The sequence below is a fragment of the Streptomyces sp. M-16 genome (assembly GCF_052114405.1).
GTDB lineage: Bacteria > Actinomycetota > Actinomycetes > Streptomycetales > Streptomycetaceae > Streptomyces.
On sequence record NZ_JBFRER010000047.1, the window covers coordinates 23,022 to 49,455 of the forward strand.

The window sequence follows — 26,434 nt, forward strand, 5'->3', positions numbered from 1 at the left end:
CCTCGCTCAGCCGTCGGCGGAACTTCCGATGCCAGGAGCGACGGCACTCAGGGGTCGGTGTTGCCGAGTTCTTGGGCGGCTGGGCAGATCGAGCAGGTTTCGACCTGGGGCTGGCGGAGGGCGTCGAGTGCCTGCTCGCGGGTGGTGGGCCGCGTACGGCCTGAGGCGAGGCGGCAGTCGGCGGTGTGGACGAGCATGCGCCCTCCTCTGCCGATGGGGTACTCCAGCTTCCATTCGTTGAGCGGGGTGACGGCGGGCCCGTTCCGTGCGGCTTCGGCGACGCGGTCCCCGCGTTCGATCTCCGCTATGCGGCCGCGGATCAGCTCCAGCAGCACCAGGCACCAGCGCTCCAGCGTCCGCAGTCGCTCGACGTCGGGCGGGAGCAGCCAGTCGAGGTCGCGTCCGGAGGCCATCGCCTACGCCTTCCTGCGGGGCCGGCGGTGGTCTTCCGTGGTGACGATCCCCCCGGTCGGCTGCACCGGGCGGCCCGGTGTGGGGCCGGGGCGGCGCGTTCGGGGCAGGAGACTGTAGATCACCTCGATATCGTATCTCTGTTCGAATCCCCCGTTCCGCTTTCCGGCGTGCTTGTTCGAATAAGTTTTCGATACGGTGGCTTCGGGAGGTGTCGCCGTGGACGACGAGCAGAGGGATCCGGTGGGCGCCGGCTCCCCGATCCTGCATCTGCGCTGCCCCGTGGACGTGGACCCGGTGGTGTACCGGCTGCTCCTCGGCCTGGTGGCGGACGTGACCCCGGTGGTCCAGGCGATCCCGCCGTCGGTCCTGGCAGCGGACGTGTCGGGGAGCATCCGGTTCTTCGACCGGGACCCGGCAGAGCTCGGGCTGATGATCAAGACGCGGGCGATGGCGCTGTACGGGCTGCCGGTGGTGATCGGGGTCGGGCCGACGTGGTCGGTGGCCGCGATGGCCTCCCGCGATGCCGCGCGCAGCGGCCTGGTCGCCGTCGGCTCCGCACCGGAGCAGGTGGCCGCGTTCTTGCACCACCGGCCGGTCGGGGAGCTCTACGGCATCGGGCGCGCCCAGGAGCAGCGCCTGGTCCAGTTCGGGGTGCACACGATCGGTCTGCTGGCGCAGCTGCCGGAGGCGACCGTGCAGCGAGTCCTCGGCGGGCGCGCGGGCCGGCAACTGCGCGAGGTGGCTCGCGGCATCGACCGCCGGGTGGTGGTGCCCACGGAGCTTCCGCACAGCACGGCCGCGCAGCGGCGGTTCGCCCTCGACACCCTCTCCCCCGAGGCCGTGCATGCCGCGCTGCTGTCGCTGGCGGTGGAGCTCGGGGACCGGCTGCGGACCCGGCGGCAGGCTGCGAGGACGGTCACGATGACCGTCACCCTGGCCGACCGCTCCCAGGTCCACCGCAGCCGCCAGCTCCCCGGCGGCCCGAGCGCGCACACCGAGGACCTCCGCGACACCGCGTACGAGATGTATCGGGCGTTGGGCTTCCAGCGGGCCCGGGTGCGCGGCATCGCGCTGCGCTGTGAGCAGCTGGTCGACGCGGCCGCGGTTGCCGAGCAGCTGTCCTTCGACCAGGGCCGCGAGCGGCGGCTACAGGCGGAGAAGGCGATCGACTTGCTCAACGCCCGTTTTGGTTCCGGCACGGTGGGACCGGCGGCCAGCTACCGGCAGGCCGGCTGACGCGTTCGGTGCGGGCGCCCAGAGGTCCGGCCGGGACCCGCTCCGAGCGCCCGGTCAGCAGTGGAAGCTGTCGAGGACTTTGCGCGTCGCGACGTTCACCGGGCGAAGGGGGTGGGTGCTGCCGTCTTCGGCGGGCCCCAGGCGCAGGGTTGTTCCCTGGCTGGTGGGGGTGACGAGGAGGACGCCGTTCTCGACGCGAGTCTGCACGGGGCGCCGGTTCGGCACGCGCGCGAGACGGACGAGCACGCAGCCGCCTCGCAAGTACACCCGAGCCAGGCAGCGGCACCGGCCCCAGTGGTGCTGCACTGCGTCCGAGGACGCCCGGTCGCTGGGTTCGACGGCCGCGGCCGGCCGCCGCTCGTGTGAGGTACGGCGAGCCGGCGCATGCTGTCCAGGGCCTACTCGTTCGTGACGTCGCCTTGCTGCCCCAAGTCGATCTCACTCCGAGTCAAGATCAGGTGGCTCTCGACATCGGTCGTGGCCTCCAGAGTCGCGTGCAGCTCTCGACGGCCCTGGGCAAGGAACGCGTCGAGGCTGGTCTTCACGCGCGGTGCGGGGGGAAGGGCTGCGGCATAGCGTGCGGCCGTCAGTCGCCCCTCAACATCGGTGGTCGCGTCCAGGTGGTTGGTCAGGCGGTGCATGGACGATGCGAGGGCCTCATCCAGGGACCGGGCAGCGCTGTTCGTGGGGTTCGTCATAGTGCGCCTCCAGCGTCCTCTTCTTGCAGCATGCGGTTGAGGTTGCGACGTGCGCGGAGCAGATTCTGACGGACGTTGGGTGCAGGCATGCTCAAGGCCTCGGCGGTCTCCGCCGACGTGGATCCGTCGATCTCGAAGGCCATGACCGTGCGCTGGAGAGTAGGGAGCCGCCCCAGCAACTGCACGAGGTCTATCTGCTCGACGACGTCACCGCTTCGGTCGCGCACGGGTACGTCGGGCAGGTCGTGGGGGTCCGATGACCACGTGGCTTCTTTCCCCTTGGCCTTCAGCCACAGCCGCCACGCCGTGGTCCGTAGCCAGGCGTGAGGGTGCGTCACCGAAGACCACACCCGGTTCAGCTCCACGAAGGCGCTCTGGACGGCGTCCTCGGCGCTGTGCCGATCTGCGCCCGCGACGATCAGGAGTCCGACCGCCGACGTGAACCGCTCCCGGAAGAAGGCCTCGTATTGCTCGACAGACCGGTCTGGGGCCGGAGCGGGTTGCGTCGGCATGTTCAGGGACTCAGCCGCGGTGTCGGTCCGGTCCAGCACCATGATCTTTGCGCTGGAGTCGTACTCGGTCCGTGCGGTCTTCAGCAGGGTGCGCCACGACGTGACCGTAGGGCGGCGCACAAGGAGGGCGGTGCGTTCTCGTTCCGTCATGCCGCCCCACACGCCCCACTCCACCCGGTTGTCGAGGGCGTCAGCGAGGCATTCCGTCCTGACGGGGCAGCCGGTGCATACGGCCTTCGCCCGGGCCTGTGCTGGGCCCTTGGCGAAGAGCTCGTCCGGGTCAGCGGTGCGGCAAGCGGCTACCTCTGACCATTCATCGATCCACTGTGACACTGGCGTCCCCCTGCTGCTCGGCCGTCTGCGGCTTCCCGACCTCAACGGTGATCTTGTCGTGCTCATCCGTGAACCGGCTGCCGACCGGCAGGCCCCGGATCATCTCGCCGCGGTGGTGACTGCGGGTGTGCGCCATGCTGGTGTGCCCGCGGACCCGAATCCACGTCCGCACGACGCTCACCAGGTAGCCGAGGCCAACGGTGAGAGCCGCAATCTCATATTCCTGCATCGCCGGGACTCCGATCGGCCGTCTGGGGAACGCTGTTGAGGATTAGTGCCTACGAGGAACCCCCAACGTGACGTCCGATCCGCATCTTTTTTTAAAGATCTTCGATTGCAGCGGAAGCGGCGGCGGTTTCGGCCTGGGCGCGGCTCAGGAGACGGACCCCATGGGCAACGTTGGCCAGGTGCTCTCGGACCCGCGTGACCGCCTCGGCTCCCGAGCCCAGGTCTCTTCTTCGGCCGCCATGTCTCGCCCTCAGTCCTCGCTGCTGATGGGCTCGTCCGTGGCCGCCTTGGGGCGCTTGGTGCCCTTGCGCCCGTCTCGCAGGGCGGCGAGGAGCTCTTCGGGATCGGGCCTCAGCCCGCTGCCCAGGTAGCGGATGCCCTCGCCTTCGGGCGCGGTGTCGGTGTCCTTGCCGATGGGGTGCCGGCGGCTGGTCGAGGTCCGCCATCCGTAGCGGGAGTCCCACACCGCGGCGGCGGTCGGCTGGTTGGTGTCGAGCAGCACGGCGGCGGCCACGGCGCCTCCGTCGAGCTGGCGCATCTCGATCTGGGCCTGCTGGGCGATGCCGGCGGCGGCCAGGACGTCGGCGGCGTGCTGCAGGTAGGGCCGGGCGCCGCGGGCGCGGAGCTCCCGCTCGGCGAACGCGACAGCGGCGCGGTGGGTGATGGCGGGGTAGCCGAGCTGGAGAGCGGCGTCCTTCAGGTCGAGGCCGGGCTGCTTCTCGACGAGGTCGGCGATCCTGCGGCCGCGGAGGGTGGCCAGGCCGGACTGCGCGGTGGGGAACTTGGTGATGCCGAGGGTGTCGGAGACGGTCTCGACGGTGACGGCGGGGTCGGCGTCCAAGAGCTCGGCGATCCGCGGCAGGATCTCGTCGCGGGGGATCATGTCGCCGCTTCCCTGGCGGCGGCCGCCGCCGGCGCCGCGGCCCGGCCGGCTGTCCTTGTAGGCGAGCACCAGGCGGCGGGGCCAGTGCTCGGTTCCGTCCTCGTCCGGCACGAGAACCACGCCGTCGGTCAGGCTCTTGTCGCGCTTGTACGTGTTCCAGGTAACGGGGCTGATACCGAGTAGTTCGGCGGCCTCGTGGCGGTCCAGGAGATCCTCCGCGCTGTCGATCTGGGGCAGCTTGGGGATGGGCTTGCCCGTGTAAAAGGCTTGGGTCTGCGCTCCGTCCCAGAGCTGGTTCCGGGCCTTCGGAGAGCTGATCGGCGCCGGATGCCCTTCCTTCTTGTGCAGCTTCTGGTTGCGGAATGTGCCCAGCTCCTTACCCTGAGCGGCAGCGAGGTCGCCCATGGTCCGGACGTACTTCAGGCGTCCTGCGCGAATCATCTTCGTCCTCCAATGCGGGGTGGCGGGGCGCTGCTGGCGCCCCGCCAGGCGGGGGTGTCAGTCGGTCGAGGGGTCGGGCAGGCAGTTCGGGTTGCAGGGCTTGGAGGCCTCGGCGCCGCATCCGTCGCAGGGGCGGGCGGCCGCCTCGATGAGCGGGCGGAGGTAGGCAAAGGCGCTGTCGGCGCCAGCGTGCGGGGTGATGCGGCCAGCGGCGATGACATACAGGGCGTGCGGCGGGTTGCTGGTGGTGCGGACCCGGATGCCGGCGGCGAGGCCGGGGACCGCCAGGACGCCCGCGTCGGGGAGGACGGTGACGCCGGCCTCGGCCAGGAGCTCGGCGAGGCGGGCGAGTTCGGCATCGGCGGCCGCGGCGGTGGCCGGCCAGGCGGATGCGGCGTCCTCGGCCTGGGTCACGGTGCCGGCGGAGTGGGTGAGGGAGAAGGACACGGGGCCTCCAGGATGTCGGTGTGAGTTCGGTGCCGCGGGCTGCCACCACCCGCGAACAAGACAACATTACCCAGCTTACATCACCGTTGGCAAGTGGAGTGGGTCCGCAACGCCGCGGCGTACGGATACACTCGGAGGTGAGATACGCCTCTCGGGTCTCCCGGAGTGTGTGTTTTCGGTTGGCCGGCGCCCTTGCCACCCGCCTCGGCGGAAGTGGGCGCCGGCCGCTTTCGTCTCCGCCAGCCACAGGGCGCCGCTGTGCGGCAGCCGGCCTTCGCACCTCTTCGCCTTCCGGGTTCCGGTGGGGCGTCCCTGCGCTAGCCTCGTTGCAGCATCTACGACTTGGAGGCCGCGATGCGGATCGTCTTCGACCCGGCGCCGTGCTGCGCCGCTACCTCGATGTGGTGAAGGCTGGGGATGCCTGGCCGGGTCGCACCGTTCAGAGAACCGTCTGGCGGTATGCCGTAGTCCATGACGAGGACGAGGGGTGTTCTGGAGCGTCCCGGCCGGTACCGGCACGAGATGCTGCAGCTGGTCTTGGATGAGTATCTGGAGCGGAAGGACTGGCCGCCGGGCCTCGGGCTCGCCGTCGAGCTGCTGTGCACGGTGGAGAGCCAGCTGCCGCGCCTGGCATATCAGCGGGTCCTGTCCGCCCTCCGGCGCAGGGGTACCGGGGAGCTGACCGGGAAGGACGAGCAGATGGCGTTCCTGGTCCTGGCAGACGTGGGGCAGCTACTCCCCGGCTTCACCTTCGGCATCTTGCTGGACATGGCCGATGAGCTGGAAGAACTCCACGGCCCCGTCCGCGCGGGCTGACCACCGGCGGGGGCGCGCTTGCGGACATGTCCAGGTTGCTGGTGTTCAGGACGGGGCTTCGTCTCGCGCAACAGCGGCGCGCGGTGGGGCCCAGGGCAGTGCCAGGCCGTCGCCGGATCGGCGCGGCAGGACGTGGAAATGGACGTGGTCCACGGACTGGGTGGCTGGCCGGCCCTTGGCGCTCGGCAGTTCGGCAACGAGCTCGGAGGCGGCGGCCATGGTGAGGGCGCTGAGGAGCGGGTCGGTTCCGGCGTTGGGTACGTGCTCGTACGGCAGGACGAGGAGGTGGCCGGGGGTGACCGGGTCCAGCGGGACGATGGCGAGGACTTGGGGCCATCGGCGGACGAGGGTGGCTGGGGCGCGGCCGGCGGCGATGTCGCAGAAGACGCAGTTGTCGGGCATGGGACTCCCCTGGACGAGCCCAGGCCCTGCCGGTGGGCAGGGCCTGGAGTGGTGTGGTGTGCTGTCCTTCGTGTCCGGGGCTGTTACGAGCAGTCCCGGACACGGCTAGTTCTGCGCGGCGGGCGGGGTGAGGCCGCGGTGTTCGACGCTGGTGTGGATGCCGCGGGCGGTGAGGATCTCGGCGAGGGCGTCGCCGACGACGACGGCGCGGGTGCGGTCTTCGGTGTCGCCGACGAGGACCCGCACGGTCAGGTTCGACTTGGCGTTGTGGTCGAGGAGGGCCTGGGCCTGGTCGGCGGTCCGGGACAGCAGGGTGAAGGTGCGGGGCGACTCCATGACGTGGCCGACGACGTCTTCGTCCATGCCGTCACGGTCGGCCAGGGCGGCCTCGTCGGCGGGGTCCTGGAGCGGCGCGTTGCGCAGGTCGATCAGGAGGGCCCCGGTCAGGGTGGAGGGGACGCCGTGGTCGAAGCCGAAGGTCTCGATCTGGATCCAGGGCTGTTCGCTGGTGCCGTAGTTCATGGTCGTGGTCCTCTTCGTCGTGTGCGGAACGGATGGGCGGTTCAGCGTTCGACGACGGGCTTGTCGAGGTCGCGGTGGAGGAGCGTGACGTCCAGGTGCCGGTCGGCGTACGGCTGGGCGAGGTCGGCGATGCCGAGCTCGGTGGCGGTCTTCTGGTCGCCGGAGAGGGCGGCCTGGAGGGCGAGGGCGACCGTGCCGGCGCGGTGACGTCCGCCAGCGCAGCCCGCGGCGACGCGGACGAGGCGGCCGGAGGCGGAGGGCCCGGTGAGGAACGCTTCGATCTGCATCACGGTCGCGGTGACGAGCTGCTTGATGCCGGGGGTGGTCATGACGGCGGCGCGGACGGGGGCGTCGTGCGCGGTCATGTAGCGGAGCTCGGGGCTGACGTGCGGGTCGCGGAAGTGGTGGCGCAGGTCGATGGTGAGGTGCGCGTCGTCGGGGGCGCCGTGCAGGTAGCCGAAGGAGACGATCTCGATGGTGCCGGTGCGCTCGGTCATGTTCTCCACCTTGTCGGTCGTCTTGCGGGTGCGGGAGGGGTTGCCCGTTGCCCGAATCGGCGGGGTGCGGGCGGCGTCGGTGACGGCCTGGCGGCCGGCGTCGGTGATGGCGAAGAAGTGCGGGTGCCCGCGGTGGACGTTGTCGGGGTCCGGGCTGCCCTGGGTGTGGCCGCAGTCGTCGATGCTGTCGGCGTAGCCGAGTTCCTCCAGCGCGATCTCGTCGGCGGCGGTGAGCCAGATCTTCTTCCCCGCGTTCGTGGTCTCGATCAGGGGGCCGATGTTGCCCTTCGGGTGGGCGACGGCGTTCTGGAGGGCCTTGAGGCGCTTGGGGGTGAGACGGGGAGTCATCGCTGTCCTTCCTCGTTGGCGGTGAGGGTGGTGCTACAGCCAGCGGAAGGCGTTGCGGATTTCGCTGGCGGCGCCGGAGAGGTTGTCGCCCTCCAGGCGGATGTCGAAGTCGTACGGGTCGTCGTCGTCGAGCTGGTCCATCACCGCCGCGCTCGCGGCGTCGAGGACCCCGGCGAAGGCCTCGTGGAGCTGGGCGTCCTTGAGGGCGTCGACGATGCTCTCGTAGTCGGCGCCGCGCTTGATGGCGTCGGTGAGGAGGCGCAGCGCGGCCGCGGCGGCCGGGGCGAGGGCGGCGAGCTCGGAGGTGTCGGCGCGGACGGCCGGCGTCTCGATGGCGGTGATCCGGGCGATGTCCTTGGAGCTGTCCATGGTGTCCTCCTGGTCGTGGCCGGGCTTGTCGGCGTGGGAGTCGGTTACAGGTGGGGGAGGGTGATGGCGGCCGCGGCGTCGCCGGTGAGGGCGAGGCCGGGGGCCTGGAGCAGGGCCTCGGCGAGGGCGGTGATCGCGGGCCACAGGTCGTTGACCATGTCCGTGGTGGTCTTGGTGACCTCGGTCCAGGTGGTGCCCTGGTCCGGGTCGGCGGGGGCGTCGCCGGTCAGTGCGATGGTGAACCCGGCGGCGGCGCAGCAGTTGATGGCGGTGTCGCGGTCGTGGGTGCCGCGGGGGATGGCGGCGAGTTCGGCGGTCAGCAGGCGGTCGTCGGCGAGCTGCGCCGGGAAGACGGAGAGCCTCTCGCAGCGTCCGCCGAGGGCCATGCCGACGACCGTGTGCGCGGCCTCGTGGAAGGCGGCGCTGCGGATGATCTGCTCGTTGGTCAGCGGCATCCAGGTCGGGACGGCGTGGACGCGGTGGTTGTCGGCGTTAATCAGGGTCACGGCAGTCTCCCCGGAGTCATGGTGTACGTGATTGCGTACAGCTCCATAGTGTACGTAATCACGTACAGATGCAAGGGGGTTCACGAGAATGCCGGATCCAACCCGCCTAAAAGTTGTGCGAGTTGGAAACGCGATAGCCCCCTCCCTGCGCCAGGGAGGGGGCTATCGCCAGGTCAGCCCAGCTTGGCCAGGAGCAGCGCGGCGGGGAGGAGGCCGAGGGCGATGTGGGCGGCCTGGTCGACATGGGCCGCCCCTCCGCGAGCCCTGAAGGAGCTCTGGTTGGCGTGCTCCATCCACCAGGCGATCGGCCAACGGCGATCAATAAGGCCATGCGAGAGGTGGATCCAGCCGAGTGCGGCGACGAGGCCGGCCACCGAGAGCGGGAGGCCCAGAGCCCAGCCGGGTACCACCAGGAGCAGCACCAGGGTGATGAGGGTGTGCGTTCCGGCGTGGGCCTGGTTGGCGCCCCAGCCGTGGTGGTGGCGAACCGCGCGCTCCCGGGAGTCGAGCTCGGTCCATCCGGCCTTCCGGGCCGACTGCGTGTCCGTCTGGAAGGGGGAGTCGGCGAGCAGATGGGCGGCGTACATGACGATGAACGCGGTGGCGAACAGCACGGAGGTGGTGATCACGGCCTGTCTCCTGTCGGCGTGTGGTTGGGAGGACCCCGGCGGGGCCGGCTGAGTGGTTGGCGACCTGGCGGCCACTCCGGGGGCATTTCGATGGTGGTGCCGCGGTTCTGCTCCGTGCGCACAGTGAAGTGCGCTGCGGGGGTGAGGCCGGTCTCACTGCGGCGGGCGGCCGGCCTTCCTGAGCCCTGCGGCGTGCAGGGTCTGGACCTTGGAGCGCAGGCGCTGGGGGTCGGGGTCTTCGGGGTAGAGGGCCCTGGCCAGGTCGGCCCAGCTGGCCCCTGCGGCGGGGTCGGCGTCGCGGCGGTCGCGGAGGGCGACGAGCAGGGCACCGCGGCGGCGCTCCAGGCGGTCGAGCATCCACTGGACGGACCGGAGCCGGTCCAGGGCCTGGGCGTCGGTCGCGGCGGTCTCCCCGAATTTGGTCGGGTCGGCGAGCGCTTCCAGGGCGCCCTCCAGGTGGCCGTCGGTGAGGGCCTGGAAGAGGTGGCCGTCGGGGTCGTCGTCCCGAGTCCAGCTGACGGTGAAGGTGCCGGACTGGGTCTCGCTGGGCTGGATGTTGAGCATCGGGTGACTCCGTGGCGGTCAGTGGGGGCGGGGGGCGTAGCCGTTCTGGGCGCCGGTCATCCAGCGCTGGAGGAAGAGCGGGAGCTGGGGGAAGAGGACCTCGTCGAGCTCTCGCCAGAAGCGGTCCTGATCCTCCTGGGGCAAGTTGCCGATGGCGGTGCGCAGTTCGCCGAGCGTCATGCCGGTGGCGGCGCCGTTCATCATGGGTCCCCTCCCGAGGCGAACTGTACGTGATTGCGTACAACTCCATAGTGTACGCAATCACGTACAGACGCAAGGGGGCAGGCGGGCCCAACTTCAGGACAGCGCTGTCCGTTCCCGATGGAATTGAGCACACCTCGCTGGTTCTGATCAGCGAGGTGAGAGAGCCCCTCTGATTCTGACCAGCAGACCCTTGGGGATCACCCACATGAGGGGTTTCGTCCCATTCGGTCTGCTCAGTCCCTGGGGAACTGGACAGTTGCGTACATGGGGCTGCGTGGGCTGGCGGGTTCGGCGCCGGCGGGAGTGGACGCGTTCGAGGTTGGCTGGCGCGATGCCGGGGGTGAGTACCGGCGTCCGCTCTCCGAGGTCGCCATGGTGGCGTTCGAGGCAGGCCTCCCGGTGCGGGGGTTTCCGTCGTATCGGGGCCAGCGGCATTTCCCGGGTCTGTACTGGTCGGCGACGACGGGCGGGCATGTGGGGTTCGAGTCCTGGCTGGAGCGGGATCACGCGATGCTCCTGGACTTTGCGCCGGAGGTGAACGGGGTTCTGTCGCAACCGTTCTGGCTGTTCTGGGAGAACGGACGGGGCAAGGTGGCCTCGCACGCCCCGGATTACTTCGCGCGCTTTGAAGACGGGCGGGGTCTGGTGGTGGACTGCCGTCCACTGGACAGGATCGACGATCGGTCGGCAGCCGCGTTCGCGGGAACGCGGGCGGCCTGCGCCTCGGTGGGGTGGGGCTACCGGGTTGTCGGCGAGGTGGACGCGGTCCGGATTGCGAACGTCCGCTGGCTAGCGGGGTATCGGCATCCCCGCCACGGAGCCTCAAAGCGGGTGGTCGACCGGCTGCTCGCCTTGTTCTCGGTGCCGTCTCCCCTGGTGGGCCAGGCCGCACTGGTGGGTGATCCGATCGCGGTACTGCCCGTGGTCTTCCATCTGCTCTGGCAGGGCCGACTGAGAGCGGATCTGTCGCGGCCGCTGACGGATACGACGCTGGTGACACGGGTGGAGGAGCCATGACCAGACGCCCACAGGCTCGGGCCGCACTACGGGTCGGTGACCGGGTGCGGATTGACGGACGGCTGCACACAGTGGTGGGACTGTCCGGAACGACAGTGCGGCTGGCTGACGAGGTGGGGACAGCGAGTCTGGTCCTGTTCTCTCACCTCCTGACTTCCGAGGGATTCGAACTCGTCGAACAACACCATGGACCGCCCCGGATGCCGCCGTTCGCGCTGCTGGACATGGTGCCCAAGCAAGAGGCGGAGAGAGCCGCTGACTGGGAACGTCATGTGACGGAGGTGGAGTTCGGCAGGCCGGTGGACGCCGCCCCGGACGCCCGGCCACTGCCTGAGTACGACCCGGCCACGCGGACGCTTCAGGAACGCGAGGCTGCGAAGGCGGTGGAACTGATCGCGCTGGGCTGGAAGGCGAGTCCGATCACGGTCCGCCGAATGCGCAAGCGCTATCGCGAGCAGGGCCTTTGGGGGTTGGTGGACCATCGCAGAACCCGGCTGTCCTCGCCGACTGGGCGGACGGATGAGCTGGTGGTTTCGGCCGTCGCGGAGGTGCTGGCCGCGCAGGTGCAAGAGTCCACCGGAACCCGCAGCCGACTGCGACGCCGGGTTGAGGCTCTACTGGCCGAGCGGCATGGCCCAGGGACGGTCTCGATGCCGTCGAAGTCGACGTTCTACCGGCTTGTCGAAGCGATGAGCGAAGGCACGCATGCGTTCGGTGAAGCCACGTCCCGCAGGTCGCAGGCTCGCCGACCGCAGGGGGCGTTCACCCCGTCCGCTGCCTGCCGACCAGGCGAGATGGTGCAGATCGACACCACTCCGCTCGATGTACTGGTCGTGCTGGAGGACGGTGTGACGAGCCGGCCTGAACTGACGATCGCCGTCGATCTGGCGACGCGGACGATTTGCGCGGCCGCGCTCCGGCCAGCGGGCACGAAGGCGGTGGATGCCGCGCTACTGCTGGCGAAGATGCTGGTTCCGGAGCCGATGCGACCGGGCTGGGCGGACGCTCTCGCGATGTCGTCGACGCTGGTCCCGCACACGCGGCTACTGGATGTCGACGCTCGGCTGGAGCTCGCGGCCGCGAAGCCGGTGATCGTCCCGGAAACGATCGGCATCGACCACGGCAAGGTGTTCGTTTCCGACACCTTTATCTCAGCCTGCCGGTCACTGGGTGTCTCCGTCCAACCCTCCCGCCCTGCGACGCCGACCGACAAGGGGGTAGTTGAGCGGACGTTCTCGTCAATCAACACTCTGTTCTGCCAGCATGTCGCGGGATATACGGGGCCGAACGTGACCCGCCGCGGGACCCAGGTCGAGGCGGTCTGGACTCTCGCCGAGCTGGACGACCTGTTGCAGGAGTGGATTGTGGCCTGCTGGCAGCAGCGGCCCCACGACGGGCTTCGCAGTCCTTTTCTGCCGGGCCGCGCAATGTCACCCAACGACGCCTACGCGCTACTGGTCGCACGGACCGGCTATCTGCCCATGCCGCTGAGTGGGGAAGATTATCTGGAGCTGCTGCCCGTGGTCTGGAGGTCGGTCAACGACTACGGCATCCGGATCGACCACCGCACCTACAACTGCGCGGAGTTGAACCCTCTGCGTCGGCGCCCGTCCGGCGTCGACGACAAGGGCGGGCTTTGGGAAGTCCACTACGACCCGTACGACTTGTCGCAAGTCTGGGTACGCGACACGCGCACGGGGCGATGGATCACGGCCCCATGGACGCACCGGCATCTGGTCACCGCGCCGTTCGCCGACTTCACCTGGCGGCGGGCCCGCGAGTTGCTTGCCCTGCGCGGCCGGGACGACACAGATCAGGCCACTGTTGCGGACGCCGTCGAACGGCTACTGACCCGGGCGGAAGCCGGCCCGGACCGCCGAGTCGCGGCCCGCACCCGGGCCGCTTTGGAGCCCGCCCGGCCCGTTCCGGCTCTCCCGCCCGCGCCCCCGGATGAGCCGGACGTTGAAGACGAGAACGTCATGCAGAACGCGCCTTCGAATGTCATCCCCTTCGGCATCTTTGATGCCTTCACCGACGGGAACCGCCTGTGAGCGAGGAAGAGCCAGACAGCGTTGACAACCCGTACTCGACGCTGACCACAAAAGAGGGATGGCGGGCATTCGTCGACGAAATCATCGAGCCTCCTCCGCCACTGGCTCGCGGAACGGTCCTGGATGAGGATGAGCTGGAGTCCTACCGAGAGGCCCGGATCGACTATCACACGCGCTCTGTCGTCGTGGCCACCCCGACGATTCGCAGCGTCGTCACCACCGGCCGCAAGCGCATCCTGCTCAACCGGCACCAGATCTCAGCCCGCCGAGGACTGATCGTTTCGGGCTCCTCGGGCACCGGGAAGACCACCGCGATCACCCAGCTGGGCAAGAACGTCGAACAGCTCGCCCGCCGCCGCAACCCCGCAGCCGCCACACAACTGCCGGTCGTCTTCGTCACCGTCCCCCCAGCCGCCACCCCGAAGATGCTCGCGGCCGAGTTCGCCCGCTTCCTCGGTATCCCGCTGCACCACCGCATGAGCCAGGTCCAGATCACCAACGCCGTCTGCGACCTGCTCGGCAGACTGGGCACCACCCTCGTCCTGGTTGACGAGATCCACAACCTCGACCTGTCCACCCGCACCGGCGCCGAAGCCTCCGACCAGCTCAAATACCTATCCGAGAGGATTGCGGCCACATTTGTCCTTGCAGGTCTCGGCATCGAAACCAGCACGCTGTTCCTTGGGATCCGGGGCCAGCAGATCGCCGGCCGCTACACAGTCGTTCCCTCCGAAGCCTTCAGCCGCCGCAACCGCGCCGACCGTGAGCGCTGGCAGGCTCTGATTGCCACCATGGAGGGCTCGCTGCGTCTTGACCTTCACCGTCCTGGGACGCTGCTGGCCCTCGACGCCTACCTGCACGAACGCACCAGCGGACTGATTGGCAGCTTGTCCCAGCTGATCCGCGAGGCGGCGGTGGAAGCGATCGACACCGGCACGGAGAAGATCACCAAACGCACACTCGACAAGGTCGAGCTGGACCATGCCGCCCAGCAGGCACAGACCGGACCGAGTGCTGCCAAGCGCGGCCACAAGCCGAAGGCGGCCTGAACCGATGGAATTCTGGGATTCCCCAGTCCGCCCTCTCCCGGTTGCCTTCCCGCCAGTCCACGGCGAAGTTCTCGGCTGGTATCTGCATCGTCTGGCCGAGGCGAATTGCACTACCCCAAGCCGGATCGCGCGGTCCGTTGTTTCGTCGAGCGGCAATACGCAAGTCGGTACACGCACTGACGGGCTACAGAACTGGCAGCCCGGGGCCCTGCCCCGACTGTCGATCATGACGAACACCCCGGCCGAGACACTCGTGCGGTCACTGCCGGGCCTGGCTCGGTTGGCCGCACGCGACCACGGCGAGATCGTCCGTCTCCGACGCGACCTTCACGTCGCCTGCCCGCACTGTATGCACCGCCGAGGCATTAGCAAACCAGTCTTGGCGTATCTCCCCGTCGGACGCCGCCTTTGTTCCAAGCACGGCATCTGGCTCGCCGGTAACACTCACTATCGGCTTGAGAGCCTGCCCGAGGTGATCGAAGCGCAACAGCAGCATCAGCGTCTGGCCAGCCGTTTTCCCGGCACCATCGAGGAGGCTGCCCGTGAGACTCGCAAACTCGTCCATTCATGGCTTGGGACCAGCTCTCAGCCAACCCTTTCACAGCGGTGGGAGCGACGCCTGGCGAACCTGCCCCATCAGCAGCCAGTCCACCACAGTCTCATCCGCAACGGAGGCGATGTTCGCCAACGCATCATCCTCTACCCCGAGTTCGTGACGATGCTCAAAATCACCGCCGATCCCCGCTGGCGGGCCCTACGCATCCCCGACAGCAAACTCGTCTCGGCCGAGGAACACCGGGACACGATGAACACCGTGTTCACCGAGGCCGAACGCCGCCTCGCCGTCCCCACCCTCCGCGACATGCCGAAGAGAAGGACACTCAACAACGACCCCCTGTCTCGCTGGACCGACCCCCGGGGAAGGGTCCGCTTCTCGCGCTGAAGATTCTGTCCACCAAGACAGTCGTCGTAGCCTGCTGACCTCGGCGGATACGTTCATGGAGGAGCGCCTGTCCATGCCGTTAATCACGCGGCCCCTGCGCGAAGGCGTGTAAAGATCACGCTCATGACGCCGAAGCCCACACTGACGGAACGCCGCTCTCCCTGGGTCGTCTTCGCCTCCGCCGCAGATCCCTGGCTGGCGTCGGATACCGCCACGCTCGTGCAGCGGAGCGGCCTGGTCCTCCGGCTGGACGGCCGCGAACTACAAGATGCCGCGTCTCTCTTCCGCACCTTCGCAAGGGAGCTGTCGTTCGTCGGCTACTTCGGCCATAACTGGGACGCCCTGGTGGACTGTCTCCACGACTGGCACGGCCCCGGCCACGGAAACCAGGACCTCGCGATCCTGATCGACCACGCGGACGACTTGCGGCACGCCGACTTCCTCGGACTGTTCGTATCGGTCCTCGCCCAGGCAGCTTGGAACTCCAACCTCCGCCTCGACGGCGACGGGATCTTGGACGAATGGCGGCAACGCTTCGCCCAGCACTTCGTCTTTCTCCTGGATCACACGGCGCCGGCAGCCTTCGTCGAAGGGGCGGCCCGTGGCATGGACGTTGCGGTGGCCCTCTCGGACGGCCGCCTGCTCGCCACCCTGACGGACATCGACTGGCCCGGCGGAGATCCCGCGTCGGCCCATTGGACGACCGGGCCTCTTTCCTTTGCCGACGACGAGATCCTCAGCGGCCGGATCATTCAAGGCATCCAGCTGTTCCGCTCCCACCTTGGCTGTTCGATCCACGATGCCATCGACGTTTTCCAGGCCCGCTACGAATACTTGCGCCGCGAATGCCCGGCCGGCTTCACCATCAGCCCCGCAGAGTACGGCGAGGGCTTCTACTCCTGACCACTCAGTCACGGCCGGGTGGGCGGCAGAGCCCGCTCCAGCGGCCAGTCGCCCGAGGCGATAAATCGAGCTGAAACCGTGGGACAACGGGAATCCGAAGTCCCACTTGAACTGCATCATCCCAGCTCAGTGACCATCGTCCCGATCAGGACCATCGAGATACCCGAGGGACGGATCGGCGGCAGCATCACGGACTCATATCCGCCGGGAAGGTTGACGCCCGGAGCGTCCCAGCGGAAGTGAGGACTCCCTGCTCAGCCCCGCAACGTCCGATCACTTCCACTGAGAACGGACAAGCGCGATGCCGTTCACACCGAGGGCCGGACGCGCGCCCGGCCGCGCGGCGCTTGCCCAGCCGGCATCGAGGGTGCGGCGCTTCCCGATCCGCCTGCGCGGCTCGCACGCTGCGGCCAGGACGCGGGATATGGCTAGCCCATGACTCGCCTCGCACTTCCGGCCCCGCTGGCCCTGTGCCGCCCCGTTGAGGACGTACGCCTCGGCTTGGGGCTGAATTTCGAACCGAAGTTCGATGGATGGCGTTGTCAGCTCCTGGCCGGCGCCGGGCGCCTGTGGAGCCGACACGGTACGGACCTGACGGCCCAGTTCGCCGACGTGGCCGGCGCATCCCGTGCGCTGCCGGAGTGCGTTCTGGACGGGGAGCTCGTGGCGGTGCTGGAGAGCGGGAGCGTAGCCTTCGCGCGGCTGCAGTCCCGCTCCGGGCGAGGGCCGCAGCGCGGTGAGGACTTCACCGTCCACCTGGCCGTCTTCGACCTTCTCGGGCTGGGCGAGGAGGACTGGCGGCCGCGCCCGTACGAGCAGCGGCGCATGAAGATGCGCGAGCTGCTGGCAGACGGGCCTCTCGCCATCCGGCCGGTCCCCGCGACCGGTGACCTGGACGCCGCCCTGGAGTGGGTGGGAGGCCTGAACGGCGTCGAGGGGCTGGTCTTGAAGCCGAACCTGCCCTACGTGGCGGGCCGCGGGTCGGGGTGGCTGAAGTGGCGGCGCATGCACACCAGCGAGGCGGCGGTGATGGGTGTCAGTGGGCGGACCCCGGGCACCCAGTGCCTGGTCCTGGGGCTCCCCTGCGGGGACGGCCGGATGCGGGCCGTGGGCGTCAGCCTGCCGCTCGCCCAGGCTGTCCGCCGCGAGTTGGTGCCTCTGCTCCGGCCCGTCGGCGAGGACGAGGCCGAGTTGCCCGGGACGGTGGGCGGCCTGCCGGGCGCCGACCCTGTCCGCTACCGGCCCGTCGTAGCGAACGTGGTCGTCGAGATCGAGGCCGACCAGAAGCGTCCGCTGGAGTTCGGCCGGTTCCGTCATCGGCCGCGGGTGCTGCGGGTCCGCGGCGACATGACGCCTGACCACCTTCCACACGCGCCGTGAACCGTGCTGCGCGCCGAGGCGACGGCCCGCCAGCCCCTGGGCGTCACGATGCCCGGAGGCTCGGGGCTGCCTCCGGGCATCGTGGCGGGGTCTCCGTTGCTATCCGCGGGCCCTCAGGTGGCGGATCTGCGAGCACGGGCCGTCGGTGGCGCAGCCGGACTCCCAGGTGACCGTCGGGTTGTTCACGCCGTACTTCTCGTTGACGATCTGCTGGACGGCCTCGGCCATGCGGGGGTCAGCGGGGCGGCACTCCTCGGCGTGGCGGCGGACGTGGGCGCGGGCGTTGCGGGCGAACCAGCGGCGGTCGTGCGGACGGGTGTTGGGGCGGTGCTTGTCGTAGTCGAGGTTCGGCCGGGGGTGGCAGCGCTCGCAGTGGAGGCCGATCATGGGCGTCGGGCCGTCGGCCTTGGGGTCGTTCTGGAGGTACTCGTAGACGACGACCTTGCCGCCGAGCGGGTGGTCGAACTCGGTGACGATGCCTTCGCCTCCCGGGTTCCAGGTGTTGTGGGGGAGGTAGTCGTCCCAGCCCTCGTCCCGCGGCCAGAACGCGTACATCACGCCCTGGGAAGGGTCGAGCACTGCTGTGCCGTCGCCGTTGGAGGCGCGGTACTCCTCGATCTGCCGTACGGAGCCGATGTAGGTGAGGGAGTGCTCCTCGGACTCCAGGAAGGCCAGGCCGTAGCCCTCAGGGCGGCGGTGCTCGGGCAGGACGAACTCCTCCATCACCGCGAACTTCGGGTTGTCGGGGGTGAGGAAGCCGGTGAAGGGGATGCGGTACCGGTCGGCGCCGGTGACGTAGGTGGGGTTGGTCTCGCTGACGGTGTGCTGAGCCACGATCGTCCTCTTGGAGGTTGGGGGCCGGCCGGGTCACCCGCTGGTGTCCGGCCGGCTGTGCGGTGCGCGGGTCTGGGGCGGGGCCGTGGTTGGCGAGTGCCCACAGCCTGTGGTGCCTACTTGGCGAGGTGTTCCAGGGCCAGGTGCAGCAGGGGCCGGTGCGCGGCGTACAGGGTGCGTCCGGCCGCGGTGATCGCGCTGTCGAGCTCGTCGAGGGAGCCGAAGGGCCACCAGGTGGCGTCGAGGGCGTCGTCGGCCGCGATGGCGGTCACGGTGGCGGGCAGCAGGAAAAGCGCGACGGTGGATGCGACCCAGGCGTGATCGGAGTTGCGCCAGTCGTTCACGAGGTCGCAGCCGAGAATGGTCGGCCGGTGTTCGGAGAGGTCGACGCCGGTCTCCTCACTTATGGCTGCACCTTTTCGTGTCTCAACGACAGGATTGCTATGCCTACAGAAGGCATGTCTCACGAGACGCGAGGACGACTTGCCCCAGCACGAAACACCCGAAGCCGTGGCCGCACTGCACCGCACCAAGGGCCAGTTGGCAACGGTTCCCACATTGGACATCGATGCCAGCGGGGTACTCCAGCGCGCCGGCGTCACCGAAGGTCAGCCGTTCTACCTCGGCCCTGACGGTTCGTACGACCTCCACCTCAACAGATTCCTGCGGGACCTGCCGAGCTGGGGGGTCAAATCTGAGAATGGGATTGCGGGGTACGCCTCGGACATCATGCTGCAGTGCCGGTTCCTCCACGAGGCTCGGGGAGGAAAGTCGATCTGGCAGATCGACAGCGAGGACCTGCGTGCTTACAAGTACGCCCGACTTCACGCCGAAGACCCGGATGACCGGGTCACGGGCAGCACCTGGACGCGCACGCTGGCCGCGTTGGACAAGTGGGTGAAGTGGTCCCTCGACGCCGGTCTGCTGGCGGAGGAGCCGTTTCGCTACGTCGACAAGACCGTGATGACGCCGCAGGGCCCCAAGCAGGTGCGGGTGAACTCCGAGTCCGAGCCGGGATCCCGGAACGCCGAGATGAAGTTCTTGCCCTACGAGGACTATCTGCTGTGGCGGGATGTGGGGCTCCTGGGCTACCTGCCCGATGGGGGCCGCGATCCGAAATGGCGCGGGCGCAACGGGGAGCGCAACGGCCTCTTCGCCGACCTGCTGGTCTGTACGGGGATGCGGCTGCGCGAGGCGGCGAGCCTGGTGCTGCCGGAACTGCCGCCGCTGGCTCAGGGGCGCGGGGACGTGCACTTGTCGCCGGCCGTCACGAAGCGGCACACGCCGCGGACCGTGTTCATGCGGAGGAAGGTCCTGCGCGATCTGCATCACCATGTCGGCTTCGAGCGCGATGAGTTGATGCAGCGCAAGGTGGCCGAGGGCGCCTACCGGTGGGAGGACCCGTTCCTGGTGCGTCAGGCGAACCGGCAGGCGATGGTGGTGGCCGGCAAGCGCAGGGCCTGGAAGTACTCGGACCTCGGGTATGGCGACCGGCTCCGGTTGATGGGCGTGGACTCCGGGGGCCGGCCGACGGGACCGCTGTGGTTGTGGCTGGGTGAGGACGGCCAGCCGTTGTCGAGCGCCACCTGGCAGTCCGCGTTCCGGCGGGCGAACGAGCGGTGCGCGGTCTTCGGTATCGAGTTCGACGTCCATCCCCATGCGCTGCGGCACACCTTCGCCGTCCACATGCTGGGCCTGCTGCTGCGGCAGACGATCAGGGCGATGGGTATGAACGAGGACCGGCACTTCACGTCGGCCCAGATCAAGCGGATGCTGATCGGCAACCCGATGCGCAAGCTCCAGCTGCTGCTTGGGCACGCACACGAGGAGACCGTCTACATCTACCTGGATGTGCTCGATGAGGCCCAGGAGATCGTGCTGTCGGCCTTGGCCGAGTGGGATGAACAGTCCGCAGTCCTGGACCGCATCGAGGTTCCGGCGGAGGTGCGTCGATGAGCCGGGGCCGCACCCGATTCACCTCGGCAACTCCAGCTCCTGCACCGGCTGACCCCGTGCCCGTACTGGGGCCCGTGGTATTCAGCGTCCGGTTCGGTGAGGCAGAGGAGCACGTCGACTTGTCCGACCTGCCCTGCTCACGTCTGGCCCGGGCGCTGGGACAGGCAATCGTGACAGTCACGCCGCCGAAGGCCGTAGTCGGGAATCGTGTGGTCTCAAACTTTCGGTCGCTGGTGGTGCGCGTCCGTGATTTCCTCCGTTTCGCGGTCGCGGTGATGCCCGAGCACGGCGAGGACATCGACCTGGACGACCTGGACTCCGACCTGGTGGACGCCTATGAGGAGAGGCTGACGGACCACTACGGCCCAGACAGCAGCTCGGCTTCGATGGCGATGTGGCAGATCGTGCGGCTGCTGAGGCAGGTCAACCAGGCCCATCCGGGGCGTCTCGATGTGGACCTGCGCTCTCGGATCGCCTACACAATGAGCGAGAGGCGGCCCACCGCGAAGCCACTGGATGCTTACCCCGTGCCGGTCTTCGAGGCGTTCGAGGCCGCTGCCCGGGGGGAGGTCGACAGGATCCGCGATCGCATCCTGGCGGGAGAACGCCTGGCCGCCGCAGGTGGGGACCCGAAAGTCCACGGCTGGGGGCGGCTTGAGAACATCCTGTGGTTCATCAACGAGCACGGCCCCCTGACCTCCGAATATCGGGGCATCCGGGGCGTCGCCGCGAACGGGTACATCCGCGGCGTCAACAGCCACCTCTACTTGTCGAGGCGGGACTTGCTGTCTTTCCACGTCCTGCTGGCCTGCCAGACGGGGATGGAACCCGAGGCGATCAAGGAACTCAAGGTGGGCTGCCTGACCAACGCGGCTCGCGGCTTCGTGAGTGTCCAGTACTACAAGCGACGTGCGGGCGGTGATCCGCACAAGAGCATGCGCATCCGCGATGGCGGCAACCTGCGCTCTCCGGGTGGGGTCCTACGGCTGGCGATGCGGTTGACCCGGCGCGCACGGGAGCTGGGCGGATACGACGACCTGTGGGTGAGCGTCTCCAGCGCGACCAATGCGTTGGGCCCCGCGTCCGGGGCACGGGTGCTGCTGAGTGCTGGCCATCGGGGCCTTTTCCTGGCCGAGCACGGCTTCGATGCCATGCAGGACAGGGGCGGGAAGCCGGTCAACCTGGATCTGCGGCGCCTGCGCAAGTCCTACAAGTCGAAGCAGTATCTGCAGGCCGGGGGTGTACTGCCGGACTTTGCCACCGGCCATACCCGCGAGGTCGCGGGGCGTCACTACGCCGACATCGGGGCTCACGAGGAGATCCATGACCATGCGGTCGAGGCCGGCCTGAGCGAGGCCCTCGCCGTCCGTCTTCCGCCGCCGGTCGTGCTGGACGATAAGGGCGGCCGCCTGGACAGCGGCAGCCAAGAAGTGTCCCTGGAAGCGGTTCGCGATGCCCTGTCCGGGGCCACCGACGTGTGGTTGTCGTCCTGCCGCAACTTCTTCGACTCGCCGTACTCCCTCAAGAAGGGGGCCGCATGTCCGGTTCCGCCCTGGGTTTGCCTGGAGTGCCCGAACGCGGTCTTCACGACGCGTCACCTGCCGGCGGTGATCTCTGTCCTTGGGACCATCGAGGCTCAGCGCGAGGAGTTCTCCACGGCCGAGTGGACGGCCCGCTTCGCGGTCGCGTATGAGCGGATCACCAAGGGCGTCCTGGCCCGGTTCAGCGCGCGTCAGATCGCCATTGCCCAGGCCATCGCGGAGGCCGATGGTCCGAGTCTGGCGCTGCCCACCTCATTTCTGGAGACGCTGCGATGACTCTCCCGCTGGCCAAGGCGGTGTCGGCGCCGGTCCCGGCACCGGATGACTACGTACTGCCCAATCGGCTGACCAGGGATCACGCCTCTCGGGGCCCGCGTTTCGGCGACGATGTGTGGGATCTGGGCGACTTCTTTCCCCGGACCGAGGCATCCGGCCGCATCGACTTCCTTCGGTTCGAAGCCGGGCTCCACCGTCAGACCGCGAAGGAGTTCCTCTATTCGCGGCTGCGGCGCCGCGCCGGACGCACCCACCACCCGATGAAGCCCACTGCGGCCCCGCAACAGTGCACCCGGCTCGTCAGCCTCTTCCAGGACCTGCGTTCGGTCGGCGTCCGGCGTCTGCAGGACGCCGAGGCCGGCCACCTGGAGACGTTGGTCACTCGCTGGGAAGCGCAGGGGCCGCATGCTGTCGTCAGCAAGGTCGACCTGCTCAAGCACCTCTCCGCCCACGGACCCTTCCTGACGGGTGACCGGCTGACCATCGTCCCTTGGCCGCATCGCAGTGCCAAGCAGGTGGCCAAGGTGAAAACGCAACGGGAGAACAGCACCCCGCGCATCCCCGAGGAGATCATGCGACCGCTGTTGTCTGCCGCCCTGTTCTACGTCCAAGTCGCCAGCCGGGACCTCCTGGCTGCCCGAGCACTGTTGAAGCGTCTGCAGGAGGAGCAGTCCAAAAGCGACCTCTCCATCGGCCAGACGCGCGAACGGCTCGACGCCTTCATCGACTCGCGCCGCGCGCTGGGTCGTGGCATGCCGGCTTTGCCGATTAGGTATCGAGGCGCTTGTTCCGCCGATGTCGTCGACGGGGTGGTGCAGGCCCCCAATCTGAGCATGACCGCACTACTGGTCCGGGCCGACTCCGTCCGAGGCCTGCGGCGGGAGATCAAGGCCGCCGGCAAGGAGCTCGGTTGGGAGGACGGCGGCCTTGACATCCCGATGTCGGAGTGGCCCGGCAGCGGCCTTCGATGGTGCTCCGAACTGTCAGCCGAAGCTCTGGCCGGTGAGTTGGTCCATCTCAGGACAGCCTGCTGGATCGTGATCGCCTACCTGTCCGGAATGAGAGACGTGGAGGTGCGGGAGCTCGGCCGTGAGTGTGCCTTCACCGAGCCAGGGGCCGACGGCCGCATCCGCTACAAGATCAAGGGCCGGGTGTTCAAAGGCCGCAGGCTCACGGGCGACGAGGCCGAGTGGGTGGTCCTGGACGTTGTGCACCAGGCGGTCGGGGTTCTCAGGCAGATCAACGATGATCCCACCCACCTCTTCGGCACCTGGATCGGGGAGAAGGCCGGCTACGGCCTGTTCAGCGACGTGACGCTGCGACTGAAGAACTTCCAGCAGCACCTCAACGACCTCTTCGGTGTCCAGGGCCAGCCCTACATTCCGTTGCCCCTCGTCGACGAGTACGCCGTGGACAAGGCCGCTGACGATGGCGAGTTGGGCCAGGAGGCCGCAGACGAGTCCGCGGACGACGCGGGCACGGGGCCGGTTCGGCCCTGGTGGTTCGACACCCGGCAGTTCCGGCGCACGCTGGCCTGGCACATCGCACACCAGCCGTTCGGCATCGTCGCCGGCACCAGGCAGTACAAGCACAACGCCTTCGCGATCTTCGAAGGCTACGCGGGCACCTCCGCCTCGGGCTTCGCCGACGAGGTCGCTTCGGAGAAGGCGGTTGCGCTGCTGGACTACGTCGAAGACCTCTATCACGACCACAACGAGGGTGGCCGGTCCGCCGGTGGCGCTGCTGGCCGCGTGGCAGCGGATTTCGACCGGATCAGGGCCGAGCTGGGCGACCTGCCCGGCACGGTCGCCAGCCCCGAACGGCTGCGAGCCGCACTTCGGCACCTCACTCGCACCCTGCATCCGGGCATCCTCAACGACTGCTTCCACCACGCCGGGACCGCCGTCTGCGGCAAGCGCGCCAAGCCCCTCGGACGACCGCTCCCAATGCTCAACGCGTGCTTGGCCTGCCCGAACGCACGCCGTTCGGCAGTTCATCTGCCCAGGATGGCCCAGGCCCGTGATCTGGCCGCCGAGGAGTTCGCCGACACCGATACCGTTCCCAAGCTGCAGCGGATCGCCATCGAGGAACACCTGTCGACACTCACCCAGCTGATCGCCGAGCTCCGCGATGAGGAAGGAGCGTCCGCATGACCACCAGCAGCATCACCCAGAGCGTCTTCGCCCGGCTGGTCCGTGAGCACGAGGCGCTGACCGACATCGACCGGCAGGTCATGTGGGCCTTCGAACGACTCATGGACGGCCGCCCGGCGATCACCGACGGCTCTGTGACAGCAGTGAACATCGCCGCCGAGGGCGGGGTGTCCCGAGCTTCCTACTACCGCTCGCCGGTCGCCGCCGCGATCAAGGAGATCCTCTCAGCCCCCGAGGTCAAGCGGCCCGAGATTGATGAGCTCAAGGCCGAGGTCGCCCGACTGCGCAAGAAGGAACGCACACTCCGCCAGGAGCATGCCGCCGAGGTGCGGGAGTTGAAGGACACCACGGCGACCTACGCCAACCAGATCCAGATCCTGTCCTTGCGCAATGCCGAACTGGAAAGGGACGCCGGCAAGCTCAGGTCACAGCTCTCCGAATCCAGCGACGGAGTGGTCCGCGCACTGCGTCCGACCTGACATCCCCGCCTCGTCCCGGACCACCCTCCGGGCCGGGGCCTCCTCCGGTCTAGGGACTGGTGAGCTCGCATGTTGAGGTGTCACGTATTCCAGCTCAGAGCGCCCCGATCGGTCACTTTGGGTCATGCGGGCGGTGTCCAGGGTCCGGCCCTGAGTGAGTATGTTCGTCCGACGGCGCGTTCGAAGCGCCTCGGGAGGGGAGAGTGCCGGTGGACATCGTCGCGATTATGGAAGCACTGGCTGAACAGGGCGTAACGGTGCTGTTCAAGGCCGACGCTGAGCGGATGGCAGAGAGGGGCAAGCCTTGGACCTTCGTCGCCAGTGGAGCGCCGTTGCGCGAGGACGTCCTTGTGCGAACCGATGCCGCGTCTGTGGAGCAATGCCTCGCAATGTGCTTGCCCCGCCTACGTGAGCTGGGCTTTTCGTTCCCTGCGTGAGAGAGCAGGTGTGACCGAACCGCCGCCCTGGATGTCAGTGCCGACTGCTTACATGAGCCCATGGACACCGTGCACACGACCGCCGCCCTCCTCCCGGACCCCGCCGAGCTCCGCGCGTACCTGCGAGCGCTGGCCGTGCTGGACCAGGCGATCTGCCGCGACCCGCGGTTCTCCCGCTACTCCTTCTCCACCACCTGGGGGCCTGGGACGGAGGCGGCCCTGATGGACAACGGCTCGGGTGACGACTTCTCCGTCCTCTTCACCCCGGCCGGTGTACTCGTCCGCGGCTTCGACCACGAGTCGGAGATGAGCCCGTACGCCACGGACGACGAACAGGTCTGGCCCGGTGTCATCGACGAGGTGCCCGCCGCGCTGCGCTCGCTCCTGGACGACCCGGCCTTCGTCGACGAGGGCCTCGGCGCCCCGCGGGTCACCGCCTGCCTGTGGTGGGAGACCGGCGGCAGCGCCTGGCACACCGGCTCGGGCATCGAGTTCCCCTCAGGCAGCCCGGACCCGGACGGCTCCGGACACCTCTTCCGCCTCCTCACCGATCGCTCCCCAGAAGCCGTCCAGGCGCACTTCGAGGAGGACTACGGGCGGCCCGTCCCCCTCGACACCGTCCGCCACGTCCTCGCAGGCCACCCCCTGACCCCCGAAGCCGCCCGCGGCCTCAACCCGGCCGCCCTCTCCGACGAGGCCCTGCTCCGCCGGATCGCCGCCGAGCCCGAAATCGAGGCGTACCTCGCCTGCGACGGCGAGTTCGACCTCACGCGGACCGACCCCATCGAGTCGATCGCTCTTCCGGCCGGTCTCCCGGTGGAGCCCGTGGCCGGCTGCAACGCGGGAGGCACCCACTACCTCTGCGGCCCGGCCGACTCCGACCGCGTCCGTCCCGTCCTCTACACCGACTCTGAGGGCCAGGCCTCCCTCATCGCGGAGTCCCTCGCCGAGGCCCTGACCCTGGCCATCGTCCTCCCCTCCTGGCACGACGCCCTGGCCGGCTTCCGTCCCCCCGCGCTCAACGCCGACTACCTTGAGGACAACCCGGACCACCCCGAGGTCCGCGACCGCCTCCTCGCCGCCCTCCGCCTCCCTCCGGCCACCGAGCCCGAGGTCCTGGCCCGCCTCCTCACCACGGCCGCCCGCACCGTCCCGGACGGCTTCCTCCCTTCGGTCGAGGGCGAGGAGGACGCGGCCTTCGAACCGATGCTCCGTCTGCCGGCCGAGTAGGACAGCCCCGCCGCGCGCCGCCTTCCGGACCCGACGCACCGCTACGGCGAAGCCATGACGCACTGCCCGACTGGATGCGCCCGCCCCGCGCGGAGGGCTGTTCGCGGAGGACGTGGACCGCCTCCCCGAGGTTCGG

Annotated in this window: 32 protein-coding genes and 2 pseudogenes; 15 read left to right on the forward strand and 19 right to left on the reverse strand. The window is 68.9% G+C overall.

Annotation, left to right across the window (positions count from 1 at the left end):
• Positions 1-47: 47 nt before the first annotated feature.
• On the reverse strand, positions 48-413 hold the full coding sequence (locus AB4039_RS21610) for a DUF6233 domain-containing protein (protein ID WP_442271530.1): 366 nt from the start codon (positions 411-413) through the stop codon (positions 48-50).
• A gap of 217 nt (positions 414-630) precedes the next feature.
• Between AB4039_RS21610 and AB4039_RS21615 the strand changes: the two genes are divergently transcribed.
• Complete coding sequence (locus AB4039_RS21615; protein WP_442271531.1) at positions 631-1,650, forward strand: DNA polymerase Y family protein; 1,020 nt, start codon at positions 631-633, stop codon at positions 1,648-1,650.
• Positions 1,651-1,704: 54 nt separating this feature from the next.
• Here the strand turns inward: AB4039_RS21615 and AB4039_RS21620 are convergent, their stop codons facing one another.
• The 7 genes and pseudogenes from AB4039_RS21620 to AB4039_RS21650 form a co-directional block, all read right to left on the reverse strand.
• Positions 1,705-1,857, reverse strand: a complete 153-nt coding sequence (locus tag AB4039_RS21620) for a hypothetical protein (protein WP_442271532.1) — start codon at positions 1,855-1,857, stop codon at positions 1,705-1,707.
• A gap of 191 nt (positions 1,858-2,048) precedes the next feature.
• Positions 2,049-2,348, reverse strand: a complete 300-nt coding sequence (locus AB4039_RS21625; protein WP_442271533.1) for a hypothetical protein — start codon at positions 2,346-2,348, stop codon at positions 2,049-2,051.
• Positions 2,345-2,860, reverse strand: a complete 516-nt coding sequence (locus tag AB4039_RS21630; RefSeq protein ID WP_442271614.1) for a sigma factor-like helix-turn-helix DNA-binding protein — start codon at positions 2,858-2,860, stop codon at positions 2,345-2,347. The genes AB4039_RS21625 and AB4039_RS21630 overlap by 4 nt, the downstream gene beginning before the upstream one ends.
• 9 nt (positions 2,861-2,869) lie before the next feature.
• A pseudogene (locus AB4039_RS21635) lies at positions 2,870-3,193 on the reverse strand (WhiB family transcriptional regulator); the annotation flags it as partial.
• Complete coding sequence (locus AB4039_RS21640; protein ID WP_266360505.1) at positions 3,174-3,422, reverse strand: hypothetical protein; 249 nt, start codon at positions 3,420-3,422, stop codon at positions 3,174-3,176. The gene AB4039_RS21640 and the pseudogene AB4039_RS21635, both read right to left, overlap by 20 nt.
• 249 nt (positions 3,423-3,671) lie before the next feature.
• Complete coding sequence (locus AB4039_RS21645; RefSeq protein ID WP_442271534.1) at positions 3,672-4,745, reverse strand: DUF6292 family protein; 1,074 nt, start codon at positions 4,743-4,745, stop codon at positions 3,672-3,674.
• Between the two features lie 57 nt (positions 4,746-4,802).
• The gene (locus tag AB4039_RS21650) at positions 4,803-5,192 is read right to left on the reverse strand and encodes a hypothetical protein (protein WP_442271535.1); all 390 of its coding nucleotides are present in this window, start codon (positions 5,190-5,192) and stop codon (positions 4,803-4,805) included.
• 471 nt (positions 5,193-5,663) lie between these two features.
• Between AB4039_RS21650 and AB4039_RS21655 the strand changes: the two genes are divergently transcribed.
• On the forward strand, positions 5,664-6,008 hold the full coding sequence (locus AB4039_RS21655; protein ID WP_442271536.1) for a hypothetical protein: 345 nt from the start codon (positions 5,664-5,666) through the stop codon (positions 6,006-6,008).
• Positions 6,009-6,053: 45 nt separating this feature from the next.
• Here AB4039_RS21655 and AB4039_RS21660 read toward each other — a convergent pair whose 3' ends face one another.
• From AB4039_RS21660 to AB4039_RS21695, 8 genes are all read right to left on the reverse strand, one after another.
• Positions 6,054-6,410 carry an HIT family protein gene (locus AB4039_RS21660; protein WP_442271537.1) on the reverse strand — a complete coding sequence of 119 codons (357 nt, stop codon included), beginning with the start codon at positions 6,408-6,410 and terminating at the stop codon, positions 6,054-6,056.
• Positions 6,411-6,515: 105 nt separating this feature from the next.
• Positions 6,516-6,932 carry a RapZ C-terminal domain-containing protein gene (locus AB4039_RS21665; RefSeq protein WP_442271538.1) on the reverse strand — a complete coding sequence of 139 codons (417 nt, stop codon included), beginning with the start codon at positions 6,930-6,932 and terminating at the stop codon, positions 6,516-6,518.
• A gap of 41 nt (positions 6,933-6,973) precedes the next feature.
• Positions 6,974-7,777 (reverse strand): RapZ C-terminal domain-containing protein, encoded by an 804-nt coding sequence (locus AB4039_RS21670; RefSeq protein ID WP_442271539.1) that lies wholly within the window; start codon positions 7,775-7,777, stop codon positions 6,974-6,976.
• 33 nt (positions 7,778-7,810) lie between these two features.
• Positions 7,811-8,146: a hypothetical protein gene (locus tag AB4039_RS21675; protein WP_442271540.1), complete on the reverse strand. Its 336-nt coding sequence runs from the start codon at positions 8,144-8,146 to the stop codon at positions 7,811-7,813.
• Positions 8,147-8,190: 44 nt separating this feature from the next.
• Positions 8,191-8,652 (reverse strand): hypothetical protein, encoded by a 462-nt coding sequence (locus tag AB4039_RS21680; RefSeq protein WP_442271541.1) that lies wholly within the window; start codon positions 8,650-8,652, stop codon positions 8,191-8,193.
• Between the two features lie 173 nt (positions 8,653-8,825).
• The gene (locus AB4039_RS21685) at positions 8,826-9,281 is read right to left on the reverse strand and encodes a DUF3307 domain-containing protein (protein WP_442271542.1); all 456 of its coding nucleotides are present in this window, start codon (positions 9,279-9,281) and stop codon (positions 8,826-8,828) included.
• Between the two features lie 153 nt (positions 9,282-9,434).
• Positions 9,435-9,845: a hypothetical protein gene (locus tag AB4039_RS21690; protein WP_442271543.1), complete on the reverse strand. Its 411-nt coding sequence runs from the start codon at positions 9,843-9,845 to the stop codon at positions 9,435-9,437.
• Between the two features lie 18 nt (positions 9,846-9,863).
• Positions 9,864-10,049, reverse strand: a complete 186-nt coding sequence (locus AB4039_RS21695; protein ID WP_442271544.1) for a hypothetical protein — start codon at positions 10,047-10,049, stop codon at positions 9,864-9,866.
• Between the two features lie 264 nt (positions 10,050-10,313).
• On the opposite strand from AB4039_RS21695, the gene AB4039_RS21700 reads away from it, so the two are divergent.
• The 4 genes and pseudogenes from AB4039_RS21700 to AB4039_RS21715 all read left to right on the forward strand — a co-directional run.
• On the forward strand, positions 10,314-11,066 hold the full coding sequence (locus AB4039_RS21700) for a TnsA-like heteromeric transposase endonuclease subunit (protein WP_442271545.1): 753 nt from the start codon (positions 10,314-10,316) through the stop codon (positions 11,064-11,066).
• The gene (locus tag AB4039_RS21705) at positions 11,063-13,117 is read left to right on the forward strand and encodes a Mu transposase C-terminal domain-containing protein (RefSeq protein ID WP_442271546.1); all 2,055 of its coding nucleotides are present in this window, start codon (positions 11,063-11,065) and stop codon (positions 13,115-13,117) included. Before AB4039_RS21700 ends, AB4039_RS21705 begins: the two co-directional genes overlap by 4 nt.
• Entirely contained in the window at positions 13,114-14,166 is a 1,053-nt protein-coding gene (locus AB4039_RS21710; RefSeq protein ID WP_442271547.1) for a TniB family NTP-binding protein, read from the forward strand. The genes AB4039_RS21705 and AB4039_RS21710 overlap by 4 nt, the downstream gene beginning before the upstream one ends.
• Positions 14,167-14,170: 4 nt before the next feature.
• Positions 14,171-14,533: pseudogene (locus AB4039_RS21715) on the forward strand (TniQ family protein); the annotation flags it as partial.
• Here the strand turns inward: AB4039_RS21715 and AB4039_RS21720 are convergent.
• Positions 14,426-14,731: a hypothetical protein gene (locus tag AB4039_RS21720; RefSeq protein ID WP_442271616.1), complete on the reverse strand. Its 306-nt coding sequence runs from the start codon at positions 14,729-14,731 to the stop codon at positions 14,426-14,428. The pseudogene AB4039_RS21715 and the gene AB4039_RS21720 sit on opposite strands and share 108 nt — an antisense overlap.
• Positions 14,732-14,878: 147 nt before the next feature.
• On the opposite strand from AB4039_RS21720, the gene AB4039_RS21725 reads away from it, so the two are divergent.
• The 3 genes from AB4039_RS21725 (at position 14,879) to AB4039_RS21735 (ending at position 17,392) form a co-directional block, all read left to right on the forward strand.
• On the forward strand, positions 14,879-15,109 hold the full coding sequence (locus tag AB4039_RS21725) for a hypothetical protein (RefSeq protein ID WP_442271617.1): 231 nt from the start codon (positions 14,879-14,881) through the stop codon (positions 15,107-15,109).
• Positions 15,110-15,232: 123 nt separating this feature from the next.
• Positions 15,233-16,012 carry a barstar family protein gene (locus AB4039_RS21730; RefSeq protein ID WP_442271548.1) on the forward strand — a complete coding sequence of 260 codons (780 nt, stop codon included), beginning with the start codon at positions 15,233-15,235 and terminating at the stop codon, positions 16,010-16,012.
• A 435-nt stretch (positions 16,013-16,447) separates the two neighbouring features.
• The gene (locus AB4039_RS21735) at positions 16,448-17,392 is read left to right on the forward strand and encodes an ATP-dependent DNA ligase (protein ID WP_442271549.1); all 945 of its coding nucleotides are present in this window, start codon (positions 16,448-16,450) and stop codon (positions 17,390-17,392) included.
• 99 nt (positions 17,393-17,491) lie between these two features.
• On the opposite strand, the gene AB4039_RS21740 is transcribed toward AB4039_RS21735, so the two are convergent.
• Together AB4039_RS21740 and AB4039_RS21745 are read right to left on the reverse strand one after the other, a co-directional pair.
• Positions 17,492-18,226: a hypothetical protein gene (locus AB4039_RS21740; protein WP_442271550.1), complete on the reverse strand. Its 735-nt coding sequence runs from the start codon at positions 18,224-18,226 to the stop codon at positions 17,492-17,494.
• Positions 18,227-18,342: 116 nt separating this feature from the next.
• Positions 18,343-18,570: a hypothetical protein gene (locus AB4039_RS21745; protein ID WP_442271551.1), complete on the reverse strand. Its 228-nt coding sequence runs from the start codon at positions 18,568-18,570 to the stop codon at positions 18,343-18,345.
• A 166-nt stretch (positions 18,571-18,736) separates the two neighbouring features.
• Here AB4039_RS21745 and AB4039_RS21750 point away from each other — a divergent pair, with 166 nt between their 5' ends.
• The 6 genes from AB4039_RS21750 (at position 18,737) to AB4039_RS21775 (ending at position 26,298) form a co-directional block, all read left to right on the forward strand.
• Positions 18,737-20,182, forward strand: coding sequence for a tyrosine-type recombinase/integrase (locus tag AB4039_RS21750; protein ID WP_442271552.1), 1,446 nt, complete (start codon positions 18,737-18,739; stop codon positions 20,180-20,182).
• A gap of 119 nt (positions 20,183-20,301) precedes the next feature.
• Complete coding sequence (locus AB4039_RS21755; protein WP_442271553.1) at positions 20,302-21,999, forward strand: hypothetical protein; 1,698 nt, start codon at positions 20,302-20,304, stop codon at positions 21,997-21,999.
• Entirely contained in the window at positions 21,996-24,152 is a 2,157-nt protein-coding gene (locus AB4039_RS21760; protein WP_442271554.1) for a hypothetical protein, read from the forward strand. The genes AB4039_RS21755 and AB4039_RS21760 overlap by 4 nt, the downstream gene beginning before the upstream one ends.
• Positions 24,149-24,631 carry a hypothetical protein gene (locus tag AB4039_RS21765; RefSeq protein WP_442271555.1) on the forward strand — a complete coding sequence of 161 codons (483 nt, stop codon included), beginning with the start codon at positions 24,149-24,151 and terminating at the stop codon, positions 24,629-24,631. The genes AB4039_RS21760 and AB4039_RS21765 overlap by 4 nt, the downstream gene beginning before the upstream one ends.
• A 209-nt stretch (positions 24,632-24,840) precedes the next feature.
• Positions 24,841-25,068, forward strand: a complete 228-nt coding sequence (locus AB4039_RS21770) for a hypothetical protein (protein ID WP_442271556.1) — start codon at positions 24,841-24,843, stop codon at positions 25,066-25,068.
• A 60-nt stretch (positions 25,069-25,128) separates the two neighbouring features.
• Positions 25,129-26,298, forward strand: a complete 1,170-nt coding sequence (locus AB4039_RS21775) for a hypothetical protein (protein ID WP_442271557.1) — start codon at positions 25,129-25,131, stop codon at positions 26,296-26,298.
• Positions 26,299-26,434 lie beyond the last annotated feature (136 nt).